The 14,442-nt window shown below is 43.5% G+C and carries 12 protein-coding genes and 1 rRNA gene; 4 read left to right on the forward strand and 9 right to left on the reverse strand.

From position 1 onward, the window contains the following. The 4 genes from L4C54_RS22040 to L4C54_RS22055 form a co-directional block, all read right to left on the reverse strand. Positions 1-113, reverse strand: a 16S ribosomal RNA gene (locus L4C54_RS22040); the annotation flags it as partial. 546 nt (positions 114-659) lie between these two features. Further along, positions 660-1,184, reverse strand: a complete 525-nt coding sequence (hemG, locus tag L4C54_RS22045; RefSeq protein WP_428809813.1) for a menaquinone-dependent protoporphyrinogen IX dehydrogenase — start codon at positions 1,182-1,184, stop codon at positions 660-662. A 10-nt stretch (positions 1,185-1,194) separates the two neighbouring features. Then, positions 1,195-2,652, reverse strand: coding sequence for a TrkH family potassium uptake protein (locus L4C54_RS22050; protein WP_428803892.1), 1,458 nt, complete (start codon positions 2,650-2,652; stop codon positions 1,195-1,197). A gap of 38 nt (positions 2,653-2,690) precedes the next feature. Further along, entirely contained in the window at positions 2,691-3,311 is a 621-nt protein-coding gene (locus L4C54_RS22055; protein ID WP_428809814.1) for a YigZ family protein, read from the reverse strand. Between the two features lie 229 nt (positions 3,312-3,540). Between L4C54_RS22055 and fadB the strand changes: the two genes are divergently transcribed. Beyond that, positions 3,541-5,712 (forward strand): fatty acid oxidation complex subunit alpha FadB, encoded by a 2,172-nt coding sequence (fadB, locus tag L4C54_RS22060; protein WP_428809815.1) that lies wholly within the window; start codon positions 3,541-3,543, stop codon positions 5,710-5,712. 26 nt (positions 5,713-5,738) lie between these two features. Continuing rightward, positions 5,739-6,902 (forward strand): acetyl-CoA C-acyltransferase FadA, encoded by a 1,164-nt coding sequence (gene fadA / locus L4C54_RS22065; RefSeq protein WP_428809816.1) that lies wholly within the window; start codon positions 5,739-5,741, stop codon positions 6,900-6,902. Between the two features lie 149 nt (positions 6,903-7,051). On the opposite strand, the gene punR is transcribed toward fadA, so the two are convergent. Next, positions 7,052-7,954, reverse strand: coding sequence for a DNA-binding transcriptional activator PunR (gene punR / locus L4C54_RS22070; protein ID WP_428809817.1), 903 nt, complete (start codon positions 7,952-7,954; stop codon positions 7,052-7,054). Between the two features lie 163 nt (positions 7,955-8,117). Between punR and punC the strand changes: the two genes are divergently transcribed. Next, positions 8,118-9,320 (forward strand): purine nucleoside transporter PunC, encoded by a 1,203-nt coding sequence (gene punC / locus L4C54_RS22075; RefSeq protein WP_428803887.1) that lies wholly within the window; start codon positions 8,118-8,120, stop codon positions 9,318-9,320. Positions 9,321-9,382: 62 nt separating this feature from the next. Here punC and L4C54_RS22080 read toward each other — a convergent pair whose 3' ends face one another. Next, positions 9,383-10,159, reverse strand: coding sequence for a transporter substrate-binding domain-containing protein (locus L4C54_RS22080; protein WP_428809818.1), 777 nt, complete (start codon positions 10,157-10,159; stop codon positions 9,383-9,385). A 93-nt stretch (positions 10,160-10,252) separates the two neighbouring features. On the opposite strand from L4C54_RS22080, the gene L4C54_RS22085 reads away from it, so the two are divergent. Beyond that, complete coding sequence (locus L4C54_RS22085; RefSeq protein ID WP_428809819.1) at positions 10,253-10,996, forward strand: amino acid ABC transporter permease; 744 nt, start codon at positions 10,253-10,255, stop codon at positions 10,994-10,996. A 64-nt stretch (positions 10,997-11,060) separates the two neighbouring features. Here L4C54_RS22085 and glmU read toward each other — a convergent pair whose 3' ends face one another. From glmU to atpD, 3 genes are all read right to left on the reverse strand, one after another. After that, positions 11,061-12,422, reverse strand: a complete 1,362-nt coding sequence (gene glmU / locus L4C54_RS22090; RefSeq protein ID WP_428809820.1) for a bifunctional UDP-N-acetylglucosamine diphosphorylase/glucosamine-1-phosphate N-acetyltransferase GlmU — start codon at positions 12,420-12,422, stop codon at positions 11,061-11,063. Between the two features lie 144 nt (positions 12,423-12,566). After that, positions 12,567-12,998 (reverse strand): F0F1 ATP synthase subunit epsilon, encoded by a 432-nt coding sequence (locus L4C54_RS22095; RefSeq protein WP_428803883.1) that lies wholly within the window; start codon positions 12,996-12,998, stop codon positions 12,567-12,569. Positions 12,999-13,019: 21 nt separating this feature from the next. Beyond that, complete coding sequence (gene atpD, locus L4C54_RS22100) at positions 13,020-14,423, reverse strand: F0F1 ATP synthase subunit beta (protein WP_428803882.1); 1,404 nt, start codon at positions 14,421-14,423, stop codon at positions 13,020-13,022. Between the last annotated feature and the right edge of the window lie 19 nt (positions 14,424-14,442).

Raw genomic sequence — 14,442 nt, forward strand, 5'->3', positions numbered from 1 at the left:
CCCGTCCGCCGCTCGACGCCGAAGTAGCAAGCTACTTCTCGTTTCCGCTCGACTTGCATGTGTTAGGCCTGCCGCCAGCGTTCAATCTGAGCCATGATCAAACTCTTCAATTTAAGATTTTGTCGGCTCAATGAATACTGACTTCAAAACTAATCTTCATGTAAACATGAAGATGTAACTTTAAAGCTATTATCTTTCCAACAGAAAGATAATGAATTGACTGTGCCAAATAACCGCTCTCTATAAAGAAAGTAATTATTCGTATTGGTCACTCAGTTCATTGAAGCCCAAGTGTTTCCGAAGAAACTGTTTTACCTAGGTAAAACATTTTGGATTTTCATCAACGAGTGCCCACACAGATTGATAGGTTTAAATTGTTAAAGAGCGTTGCTTGTTGAGTCAGTCTTTCTAAGAAGAAGCTCTCTAAGCGGACGGCCATTCTAGCGATTTAAGTCACAGTGTCAAACACTTTTTAAAACTTATTTCTTTCTGACTTTCCGTCTTACTGATTACCGCTGAAGCCTTGTGGCGTCTGCCGTGTCAGTGGATGCGCATTATAGACAGACACGCCCAAGACGCAAGGCTTTTTTACAGTTTTATTAAACTAATAAATCGTTTGCTTAAAAACACATCAAAACAGCCTAAATTGACCAATTTATCTACATGTTTTTGAATTTATCAGCGAATAACGAGACTTTTTTCCAATTGGTATACTCAACTTCTTTACTCGTATCTGTTTCACCACCGGTTATCTTCATAATGAAACGAATCATCACTCGATCGAACCACTTATAGCGCGGGTAATAGAGGGCACCAGCAAAGACACCTATCAGTTTTGGCTGCCAAGGCGACTTTTTAAGGAACGTCTTTATATAAGCACTTCCTTCTGGCGTGTCTTTACCTTGGTCTTCTTTACGTGCAGTAAGGTTAACGCAGAAAAAACCGACTTTGCTTTCATCTAATTCACTCTTGTGGCTTTCTATGAATTGATACAGCTTCTTGTTTAAATGACCGTATCGTATTGACGCACCAATAAGTACACGTTCATATTGAGTAAAGTCCACGCTATCGAGTTGATGAATATCTTTAACCTCACAGTTACCCAGTTCTAGCTCTTGCTGAATATAGTGAATAATTTTCTTAGTTTGACCATCTTGGCTTGAATATAAGAATAGAGCTTTCATTGAATTGTCCTTAACTACGCCAAAATGTCGGAGTGAGTAATATAAGAAGAGTAAATATTTCTAAACGACCAAACAGCATTGAAACAATCAATACCCATTTAGCTTTATCATTAACCTCACCAAAGTGAACCGCAACTTCGCCCAAACCAGGCCCTAGATTATTAAGGGTTGCCGCCACAGCTGAGAACGCACTTAACTCATCCATTCCTGTTGCTATCAAACCCAGCATACAAACAACAAAGACGAGCGCATAAGCAGAGAAGAACCCCCAAACCGCATCAACCACTCGTTGAGACAGCGCTGTTCCACCAACTTTAATCGTGTAAACGGCTCTTGGGTGTACAAGACGCTTCATTTCACGGGCACCTTGCAGAGTCAAAAGCAATATACGTATCACTTTCATCCCGCCACCTGTAGAGCCAGCACATCCTCCTATAAAAGAAGAAAATAGTAGTAGCACTGGTAAGAATAGGGGCCACTCGGAGAAACCCGTCGTGGTGAAACCTGCTGTGGTTGAGATCGATACGGTTTGGAACAGTGCTTGATCAAACGCATCGTAGATTGAGTCATAGGTATGATGGTTCAGTAAAACCAAGAAACAAACCAAGAATAGCAATGCTTGAATAAAGATAAACGCTCTGAATTCGGGGTCCTTCCAGTAGTACTTAGGGTGAACACCACCAGAAGCAAAGGCCGCAAAGTGAAGTGAGTAGTTACATGCCGATATCAGTAAGAAAACAACGGTTATCATATTTATCGCATGGCTATCAAAATACCCCATACTTGCATCGTGAGTAGAGAACCCACCAATAGCTATGGTAGAAAAGCTATGACTAATGGCATCAAATGGCGTCATTCCCGCAAACCAATAAGCAGTAGCACAAGCAATAGTGAGACTTAGATAGATGTACCATAGCGCCTTAGCTGTTTCAGCTATACGTGGTGTCATCTTACTGTCTTTTACTGGGCCCGGTATCTCTGCTCGATATAGCTGCATCCCACCGATACCTAGTACAGGTAAAATAGCGACGGCTAGTACAATGATCCCCATACCACCAAACCACTGCAGAAACTGACGATAAAACAGTATCGCCTTCGGTAGGTCATCAAGGCCAACGATAACTGTCGCACCCGTTGTCGTTAACGCTGAAAATGATTCAAAAAATGCATCTGTGACAGAAACATTGGGATTATCAGCAATTAAGAAAGGAATAGCACCAGCACTGCCTATTACCGTCCAAAACAAAACAACAATAAGAAAGCCATCACGGGCCTTTAATTCTTGTTTATGATGCCTATTAGGGAACCAACAAAGAGTGCCGCAGAAAAGCAGCACAAAGAAAGTAGTGACGAACGGCACACCCGCTCCATCTCGATACAATAGCGCGACAAGTGCAGGGGCCAACATAGAGACGCTAAAGAGAGCGAGCAGTAATCCGACTATTCGGATAATCGATCGAAATTGCATGATTAATTATAAATGAAGCTGAGCTTCTGACTTCCTAGTTATCTTGATAATGGTGTGACTGTTGCTTTTGCACCACTTCTATTAATGACATTTTGAGTAAAATCACTGGCAACTCGTTGCTCAATTTCAATTATCAAGACTATATTGTCACTGTATTTTGCGTCCAACTCTATTGCTTGGTATTGAGCTAACAGAGCTTGAGCGATCGGCATGAATGCATAGTCTAACTCTAGCTGTAATTTAATGGTTATTTTTTTCTCGATAGTTTGAAGCAGCTTTAACGCTTGCTGTACCCCGCCACCATACGCTTTAACCAAACCACCCGTTCCAAGCTTAATCCCACCAGAGTAGCGAGTCACCACTGCGGACATCTCTCCAACCCCAAATCCTGAAAGTTGAGCGAGTATCGGTTTACCAGCGGTTCCTGAAGGTTCACCATCATCACTGAAACCCCATTTCATCGAGTCTTCCGCTCGTCCCGCGACAAACCCCCAACAATTATGCCTAGCACTTGAGTGTTTAATCTTTACTGAATCTATAAATGATTTTGCCGCTTCTATACTTGGGGTATGGGCAAGATGCGTAATGAAAACGCTCTTCTTGATCTCTTCTTCATACACGACAGGGCTTTCTGGAATTAAATAAGGTAGATCATTCATGAGCTTGTACAGACTAAAGTGCGGCTGTTCAGTATATCACGCGGCGTGTAAAAAGAGGGCTACGATCTGCACAGACACACAATGTTAAACACTTGTTTAAAAAATGTATTGAAAATAATCAATCTAGGGTACACACTAAAATAACTGGTCAAACCAGACTTAAAAACATACACCAATAAAACAAAAACTCTCACACACAATCACGAATTGTATGTCACGGAGATAGACAATGATTTACCAAGCCAACACCCTACAGGTAAAGAAACATGAGAATGGAATAGCCGAACTTAGCTTTTGTGCCCCGAATTCCGTCAATAAACTAGATCTTGCTACGCTCGAGTCACTGAGCGAAGCTCTTGATGCTTTAAAAGCACAATCGGACCTCAAAGGCCTAATCCTAACCTCCGATAAAGATACCTTTATTGTTGGAGCGGATATCACAGAATTTCTCGGCCTCTTTGCAAAAACCGATCAAGAGCTTGATCAGTGGCTTCGCTTTGCTAACGATATTTTCAGCAAACTAGAAGACCTACCTTTTCCAACCCTCTCAGCGCTAAAAGGTCATACTCTTGGTGGCGGGTGTGAGTGTGTACTCGCTACTGACTTCCGTATTGGTGACAAAACCACCAGCATTGGCCTTCCAGAAACAAAATTAGGCATAATGCCTGGCTTTGGTGGTTGTGTTCGTCTGCCACGTGTCATCGGCGCAGACAGTGCGATGGAAATTATCACCCAAGGTAAAGCGTGTCGTGCAGATGAAGCTCTAAAAATCGGGCTACTCGATGCCATCGTAGAGTCTGAGCAGTTAACTCAATCCGCTATGAATACAGTCCTACTGGCTGCTAACGAAGAGCTAGATTGGAAACAACGCCGTCAACAGAAAACCTCCGCGCTTTCACTAAGCAAGCTAGAAGCGATGATGAGTTTCACAATGGCGAAAGGCCTAGTGGCACAAAAAGCGGGTCCACATTACCCAGCCCCAATGACCGCAGTTATTGCTATTGAAAAAGCAGCTCGCTGCAATCGTGATGATGCGCTAGGCATTGAACGCCAACTGTTTGTAAAACTCGCGAAGTCTGAAGAAGCAAAATCACTCGTTGGTCTATTTCTCAATGATCAGTACATTAAAGGCTTAGCTAAAAAGGCAGAAAAGTCGGCGAATAAAGAGACTAAACGTGCAGCAGTATTAGGTGCCGGGATAATGGGTGGCGGTATCGCTTACCAATCAGCCCTCAAAGGTGTACCTGTATTGATGAAAGATATCGCTCAACCTTCACTTGATTTAGGTATGAACGAAGCGTCAAAGTTACTCAATAAACGCTTATCACGTGGCCGATTAGATGGCTTTAAGATGGCGGGGATTTTGGCCTCCATTACACCAAGTCTTCACTATGCGGGTATTGAGAAATCTGACGTTATCGTTGAAGCCGTTGTAGAAAACCCAAAAATCAAAGCCGCTGTCCTGAGCGAAGTAGAAGGCCACGTTGGTGATGACGCTGTAATCACATCCAACACTTCTACAATCCCAATCAATTTATTGGCTAAATCACTTAAACGTCCAGAAAATTTCTGTGGCATGCACTTCTTTAACCCTGTACACCGCATGCCTTTGGTTGAAATTATCCGCGGTGAACACACATCGGATGAAACCATTAATCGTGTTGTTGCTTACGCTGCGAAAATGGGAAAATCACCAATCGTCGTGAATGATTGCCCAGGGTTCTTTGTTAACCGTGTTCTTTTCCCATATTTTGGTGGTTTCAGCATGCTTCTTCGTGATGGTGCGGATTTCACTAAAATAGATAAGGTGATGGAACGTCAGTTCGGTTGGCCAATGGGACCTGCTTATTTACTGGATGTGGTTGGTTTAGATACCGCTCATCACGCACAAGCTGTTATGGCGCAAGGTTTCCCTGAGCGTATGGGTAAAGAAGGTCGTGATGCCATTGATGCATTGTTTGATGCGGATAAATACGGCCAGAAAAATGGCAGTGGCTTTTATAGCTACAGCGTCGATAAACGCGGTCGCCCTAAGAAAACCTTTTCTGAAGACATTCTTCCGATTCTTTCTGACGTATGCCAAGCACCACAAGAATTTGATGACCAGACAATTATTCAGCGTGTGATGATTCCAATGATCAACGAAGTGGTTCTTTGTTTGGAGGAAGGAATTATCGCCTCTCCACAAGAAGCGGATATGGCACTGGTTTACGGTTTAGGCTTCCCTCCATTTAGAGGCGGCGTATTCCGCTACTTAGACAGTGTGGGCATTAGCAATTTTGTCGAAATGGCAAAAGGCTATCAAGAACTTGGGGCGATGTACCAGGTTCCACAACTTCTACTTGATATGGCCGATAAAGGTGAAAGCTTTTACGGTGCACAACAAGCTAGTTCGTTATAACCCACACTTGGAAAAGGAATATCAAAATGAATAATGTAGTAGTTGTTGATTGCCTACGTACCCCAATGGGGCGATCCAAAGGTGGCGCATTTCGCCATACTCGAGCAGAAGACTTATCAGCTCATTTAATGAAAGGGATCTTAGAGCGTAACCCTCAAGTAAATCCAAGTGAGATTGAAGATATCTACTGGGGCTGTGTTCAACAAACTTTAGAGCAAGGCTTCAATATTGCTCGTAACGCAGCACTTCTTGCTGGGCTACCGATTGAAATTGGCGCAGTTACTGTCAACCGCCTGTGTGGTTCATCAATGCAAGCTCTGCATGATGCCACTCGCTCCATCATGGTTGGCGATTCCGACATCTGCCTAATTGGTGGTGTTGAGCATATGGGACACGTTCCAATGACTCACGGCGTGGATTTTCACCCTGGCATGTCTAAGACTGTCGCGAAGGCCGCAGGTATGATGGGCTTAACCGCTGAAATGTTAGGAAAGATGCACGGTATAAGCCGCGAAGATCAAGATGCGTTCGCCGCTCGCTCTCATCGATTAGCGCAAGCAGCTACGGTAGAAGGTCGTTTCAAAAACGAAATCCTCCCGATGGAAGCACACGCTGAAGATGGCTCACTGTTTACCTTAGATTACGATGAGGTTATTCGCCCTGAAACCACTGTAGAAGGACTATCAAAACTTCGCCCAGTATTTGACCCTGCCAACGGTACAGTCACAGCGGGGACTTCTTCTGCCCTATCTGATGGCGCATCTGCCATGTTGATTATGAGTGAAGATAAAGCTAACGAGCTCGGCCTTAAGATTCGCGCTCGCGTGAAATCAATGGCCATTGCTGGCTGTGATCCTTCAATCATGGGCTATGGTCCTGTACCTGCGACTCAAAAAGCTCTGAAACGCGCAGGTCTATCGATTGAAGATATGGGTGTCATTGAGCTTAACGAAGCTTTTGCTGCTCAATCCCTACCATGTGCTAAAGACTTGGACTTGCTTGATGTCGTCGACGATAAGGTCAACCTAAACGGTGGTGCAATAGCATTGGGTCACCCCCTTGGCTGTTCTGGTTCAAGAATTTCGACAACACTAATTAACCTAATGGAAGCCAAAGATGTGAAATATGGTCTAGCCACCATGTGTATTGGTTTAGGCCAAGGTATTGCTACCGTCTTTGAACGACCATAGCTTTCGAGTGACTTTAGTTTTCAAGCAACCTTAGCTTTACTTGTTCGTCATCGTATAACAATAAATGCCAGTGAACTCCTCACTGGCATTTTTCTATTTTTCTCTATTTGCGCCAACTCTCTTCTACTTATTAATAAAGCACACTAACGTTAGGCCTGTAGCCAGTCCTGATGAAGCTTCTCGCTAGACCCTAGATAATCTACTATCCACTTGATAAGACGGTGGTTGTCATCTTTTCTCCAAACCAAACAGCACTGACTCAATGGTTTATCTTCAGACAACGTTTTCTCCACCAACAAACCTTCCATTATGAGTGGCTGGGCAATATGACGAGGCACATAGCCTACACCAACGCCATTCTTTAAACACTCTATGGCCGAGTACCAATTGGGTAAAAGAAGCCGTCTCTGTCCTGGGTAATGAACGGTATGACGCTTAGGCAACACACTAGACGTATCATCCAAACAAATCGCAGGGAATTGACTGACAAACTCTTCTGTTAACGATTGCTCTCGAACACAAGGGTGACTAGGCGACATAACAAACGCCCAATCCAATATTCCCATATCCTTGACTTCAAACTCACCACCAACAGGGACGGCAGAGGTAGCCCCAATTACAATATCCGCTCGACCTTGGGAAATAGCCTCCCATGATCCATTAAAGACTTCCATATTGATCTGCAGCTCAGCAAACTCAAATGTCGCGTAAAAGTCTTCGACGAGTGGTTTCATTTTATCAAGCCGAACCACGTTATCTAATGTGAGCTTCAAAGTGGTTTTCCAGCCATGGGCAGCTCTTCGAGTTTGCGATTTCACTTCCTCCATATGACGCAGCATTACCCGAGCTTCAGCAACAAAAAGTTCACCCGCAGGGGTTAGCTCTACTTTTCTAGGTAAGCGTCTAAATATCAATACGTCCAAGTCTTGTTCCACTTGACGAACGCCATAGCTAATAGCAGAAGGAACTTTATGCAATATTTCAGCAGCAGCAGTAAAGCTACCCAGGCGGGCAACCGTGTCGATCATTTCTAGAGAATATTTAGAGAACATATTGCCATCAAATTTTTTGATTCATAACTAACAATTTTAGCGTTTTATTTTCTTTAACGCCAAAAATAGAATACGAGGCATTAATACAGGCACTGATATTCAGATAATCCTGTAGGTATTACACACCACAAATGAACAATTAAACTTTTTGAACGGATGATTTATGAACGCTTCTAAACTTCAGATGATCTATTTAGCTGCGCTTTCAATGCTTGGCTTTATCGCGACGGATATGTACCTACCCGCATTTAAAGCAATGGAAATTGATTTTGCTACAGGCCCAGAGCAGATTGCTTTGTCGCTCACTATCTTCTTGGTCGGTTTGGCTCTGGGTCAACTTCTTTGGGGATTGGCGAGTGACAAATATGGTCACAGAACCACTCTTGCTGCAGGACTTAGTCTATTTACCCTTGCTTCTTTTGGATTGGCATTTAGCGACCAAATATGGCAGCTCTTAACGCTTCGCTTTATTCAGGCCTTTGGAGTTTGTGCGCCAGCAGTGATCTGGCAAGCTATGGTCATTAAGCAGTATTCAGGTAAAACAAGCCAACAGATCTTCGCCACCATCATGCCCTTAGTTGCGTTATCACCTGCGTTGGCCCCTCAACTCGGCGTGGTTCTTTCTGACAGTTTTGGTTGGAACAGTATTTTCTTTACCTTAACGCTAATGGGAATAGTGTTAGTTGCGGTGACCATCGCTCAACCCAAGCAACCAGTCGAAGAAAAGCAATCTTCTATCTCAAGTGATATCAAGGCGCTTATCGGATCAAAAGCTTACCTTGGTAACGTGCTTATGTTCGCTACAGCGTCGGCCGCCTTCTTTGCTTATCTGACCGGTATGCCAGAGATCATGTCTCAACTAGGCTATTCGGCAAAAGATATTGGTCTTAGCTTTGTACCCCAGACACTCGCCTTTATGCTTGGTGGCTACCTAGGAAAGGCAGGCGTTAAAAAATATGGTGATGAAAAAATACTGAAGCAGTTAATTGGTCTATTTAGCGTTGCAAGCTTAATGGTGTTGATCGCATCTCAATGGCAATTAACGTCAATCTGGCCGATTTTGACACCGTTTTGCCTTATTGCAGTCGCTAACGGTGCTCTTTATCCTATTGTGGTAAATAGAGCTCTATCAAGTGCGAAAAGAAGCCCTGCAACGGCAGCTGGTTTGCAAAATAGTATTCAAATAACGGTCAGTAGCGCAGCAAGTGCTTTGGTGGCAACAATGGCAAGCCAAGCTCAATCAGTGACTGGGATTGCCATTATTATCTGTATGTTGGGCTTATGGGTTGGCTATATCGTTTCAAACAGACAGCTATCTCGACATTTCCGCGCGCCAGATAATGCTAGAGTGGTAAGAGATAAGTAATAAATGCGCCGCTAGTAAACGGCGCATCTAAAAATCATCTCAGCATTAATGGGCTTAATTTTTTATAAACTGGTTAAGCCCCATTTCTTTGCTGTTTTCTGAAAGAACCCTTGAGTCTTTTTAAGCTCTACCCAATGGTTAATATAGTTAATCCAAACCTGATCATTCTGCGGTAGAAGCATTGCTATTGGAGTAGGCTTACGCGGTTCTTTCACTGGCACGATAGCCAATTGTTGAAACTTCTCCACCAACGTCGCCGCTTCTACATTAGAGGTAACAGAAACATCTGCTCGTTTTGCCAATAACTCCTGAAAGTCTCTCGCTGGAGCTTCAATCACCACATGCTGAGCTGATGGGAAAAACTCTTTAACCATTTTTTCCTGCACTGTCCCTAAGGTAGCAGCAACTTTCACATCAGCATGATCAAAGTCGCCCCAATCAGAAAACTTTGCTAGATCTTTCTTCTGTACTACAGGCACAAAGGCTAAGTAAAAATAAGGCTGACTATAACCCGCGACTTTTGCGCGAGACATATTCAGAGATGCGCTCCCTGTAATATCATACTTACCAGCAGTAATACCATTGACTAAGGTTTTCCAATCGGTAGGAACGTACTCCACTTTAACGCCAAGATCTTTCGCAAGCTCAGTGGTGACATCAATATCAAAACCACGGTAGCTGTTAGTCGCAGGATCCTTCATCGTCATAGGGTTCCAATCCCCTGTAGTCCCTACCTTTAACACACCAGTGTTCAATATATTATGTAAACGGCTAGTGTCCGCTGCGAGCGTATTTAGTGACAGTAAACACATCCCTAAGGTGACCATCAACTTTTTCATTTTCATTATCCCTAAAATTGTTTACGTTTTATGCTACATCATTGATAACATAACAGTTACAAATGGATTTAATTAGCGGATATAGGAAATAGTGTGAAGTTTCGTACGCTTACCGTTTTATTGATAACTTTATTATTGACTGGTTGTTCTGACTACCAATGGGGTTGGTATATTCTTGATCCCACCACAGCTCAAGGACAAACCAATATTAAGTTTCTTACTGCTGGATTTTACGACACGATTTCTGTGTCTCTATTGAGTATGGTTTTCGCCATGTTGATTGGTTTAGTGGTCGCGCTACCCGCACTGTCTAGTAACCGAGTTCTACGAATATTCAATCGATTCTATGTGGAGACCGTAAGGTCAATTCCCGTTTTGGTTCTGCTTTTATGGGTCTACTACGGTATGCCAACTCTGCTTGATGTTTCTCTCGACTACTTTTGGGCTGGTGTAATTGCATTAACAGTGGCAGAAAGTGCCTTTATGGCTGAAGTGTTTCGGGGTGGTATTCAATCGATTAATAAAGGTCAGCACGAGGCCGCGGAAGCGCTCGGTCTTAATTATTGGCGTAAGATGCAATTTGTTATATTCCCACAAGCCTTTCGTCTTATTCTGCCGCCTCTAGGAAACCAATTTGTTTACATATTAAAAATGTCGTCATTAGTGAGCGTGATAGGGTTAAGTGACTTAACCCGGCGAGCAAACGAGTTGGTGGTGAGTGAATACTTACCTTTAGAGATTTACACATTTTTGGTTTTTGAATATATGCTGCTGATTTTGTGCGTATCTCAGGCCGTACGATGGTTAGAGAAGCGTATCGCTATCCCTCAAAACTAAATACCTTACAGTAAAACAAAAAAGGGCTGGCTCAATGCCAACCCTTTCATCAATTGCTATTCAGCTATTTCTTCTTAATTGGACGCTGCCAATTCGAAAACTTACGCTCTTTCGCACGAGAAATAACAAGCTCTCCCTGCTCAACATCTTTAGTCAGTGTAGTTCCTGCACCGACTGTCGCACCATCAGCAATAGTAACAGGTGCGATTATCTGACAATCAGAGCCAACGAACACATCATCGCCAATCGTCGTCTTAAACTTGTTTGCACCATCATAATTACAAGTAATAACACCAGCTCCAACGTTAACACGCTGGCCAATTTCAGCATCACCCAAGTAAGTTAGGTGGTTCGCTTTAGAGCCCTCACCAATAGACGTATTTTTCACTTCAACGAAGTTACCAACATGAGCATCATTTTTAAGCTCTGCGCCAGGACGAAGACGAGTGAATGGACCAACGGTACACTCTTCACCAACCGTCGCTCCTTCAATTACGCTGTATGGGCGAATGAGAGTGTTGTCATCGATCTCACAATCTTTTAAAACACAGCCCGTACCGATAATAACGTTATCACCAATAGAGACATTGCCTTCGATAATAACGTTGGTATCAATCTCAACATCCATACCACACTGAAGCGTACCACGTAAATCAAAGCGAGAAGGGTCACGTAGCATAACGCCCTGCTCCAACAATTTTTGTGCTTGCATTGATTGATAAGCACGCTCTAAACGAGCCAATTGAGAACGATCGTTTACGCCTTCAACTTCAATAGGGTTAACAGGGTGAACCGCTTCTACTGCACGGCCTTCACTGTGAGCCGCAGCAATAACATCTGTTAAGTAGTATTCGCCTTGAGCATTTTGGTTATTTAAACCAGAGAGCCAGCGCTTAAGATCACCACCGGTCGCAACCATCACACCGGTGTTAATCTCTTTAATTAATTTTTGCTCGTCAGTGGCATCTTTTTGCTCGACGATTGCAATAACAGGGCCATTACGACGAACGATACGGCCGTAACCCATTGGGTTATCAAGAACAACGGTTAGAAGCGCGATACCACCATTAGGCTGAGCATCAAGCAAGCTTTCTACCGTTTCTTCAGAGATAAGAGGCACGTCTCCGTACAATACCAATACTTTTTCATTGTCATCAAATTGAGGAGAGGCTTGATCAACGGCGTGGCCAGTACCTAACTGATCCGCTTGCAGTACCCAGCTAACCGACTCTTCTTTGAGTACGGTTTGCATCTGCTCACCACCATGGCCATAAACCAAATGAATGTTTTGTGCTCCTAAGCTGCTACATGTATCAATCACATGCTTCACCATCGGCTTACCTGCCAACGTGTGTAGTACCTTGGGCATATTTGAATACATACGGGTTCCTTTACCCGCAGCAAGAATTACCGCGCTAAACTTCATTTCCTAACCTACTGTAATATTTTTATTTAAGTGATTATTCTAGCTATTAATCACTTAATAGTTAAATGGCAATGTCAGCTTTATAAAAAAAGCAACAAAAAAGGCAGCGATTAGGCTGCCTTTTATACTAAACGAAGCTAATGATTAGCGACGTCTGTTCACCAGTTCAATGACTTTCAGCTGAGCAACTGCTTTCGCAAGCTCTGCAGATGCCTTGGCAAAATCAACGTCACCGTAAGGTTGGTTGACTAGCTCTTCAGCACGGCGTTTAGCTTCTTCTGCTTTGGCTTGGTCAAGATCCTGACCACGCACGGCAGTGTCGGCTAAAATAGTTACATCATGGGCCTGTACTTCTAAAATACCGCCAGAAAGATAGATAATTTCTTCATCACCTTTCTTAGACACAATGCGAACCATACCAGGGCGAATCGTAGTAAGTAGCGGAGTATGTCCCGCTAAAACACCAAGATCACCTTTCTCACCTGAAATTTGAATACTACGAGCTTGACCCGAATAAATTCGTTCTTCTGCGCTCACAACATCCAAATGGAAGCTTACTGATGTTAATGCTGTCATAACGCCTCCTGTAAGACTCTATTAAAGCTTCTTCGCGTTCTCTAGTGCATCGTCAATCGTACCGCAGTACATGAACGCTTGCTCTGGGATATCATCATATTCGCCAGCTAGAAGACCTTTGAAGCCACGTAGTGTCTCGCTAAGAGAAACGTATACACCAGGGTCACCAGTAAATACTTCTGCAACGTGATAAGGCTGAGTTAAGAAACGCTCAATCTTACGAGCACGAGATACAACTTGCTTATCTTCTTCAGATAGCTCGTCCATACCTAGAATCGCAATGATGTCTTTCAACTCTTTATAACGCTGAAGTGTCTGCTGAACATTTTGTGCAATGTCGTAGTGCTCTTGACCAACAACTAATGGATCAAGCTGACGAGATGTTGAATCTAACGGGTCAATCGCTGGGTATAGACCCATAGCTGCGATGTTACGGTTAAGTACAACTGTTGCATCTAAGTGAGCAAACGTTGTTGCTGGAGACGGGTCAGTCAAATCATCCGCTGGTACATATACCGCCTGTACAGACGTGATAGAGCCAGATTTAGTTGACGTGATACGTTCTTGTAGAACACCCATTTCTTCAGCAAGTGTTGGCTGGTAGCCTACCGCAGATGGCATACGACCTAATAGAGCCGATACCTCTGTTCCTGCAAGTGTATAACGGTAAATGTTATCAATGAACAGAAGTACATCACGACCTTCGTCACGGAAACGTTCTGCCATTGTTAGACCAGTCAGGGCAACACGTAAACGGTTTCCTGGTGGCTCGTTCATTTGACCGTAAACCATTGCTACTTTAGATTCTTCAGGATTTTCGATGTTTACAACACCAGCTTCCTGCATCTCGTAGTAGAAATCGTTACCTTCACGAGTACGCTCACCAACGCCCGCAAATACTGACAGACCTGAGTGCTGTAGTGCGATGTTGTTGATAAGTTCCATCATGTTAACGGTCTTACCTACACCTGCACCACCGAATAGACCGATTTTACCACCCTTAGCGAATGGACAAATCAAATCGATTACTTTAACGCCTGTCTCTAGTAGTTCAGAAGCGTTCGACAACTCTTCGTAGCTAGGTGCTGGACGGTGGATAGAGTAATTCTCTTCCGCACCGATTTCACCACACTCGTCAATAGCGTCGCCAAGAACGTTCATGATTCGACCTAGGGTCTTAGTACCTACTGGTACTGAAATTGGAGCACCAGTATTTTCTACTGTTACGCCACGACGTAAACCATCAGAGCTACCCATTACGATTGCGCGAATAACGCCACCGCCAAGTTGCTGCTGAACTTCAAGAACAAGACGTTCTTTAGATTCAGTTACATTCAGAGCGTCGTAAATGTTTGGAACTTCACTCTGTGGGAACTCTACGTCGACTACTGCTCCGATGATCTGTACGATCTTACCTGTAGCCATCGTTAATCCTCTAAATTTG

It is taken from the genome of Vibrio lamellibrachiae (genome assembly GCF_050337265.1).
GTDB classification, from domain to species: Bacteria; Pseudomonadota; Gammaproteobacteria; order Enterobacterales; family Vibrionaceae; genus Vibrio; species Vibrio kyushuensis.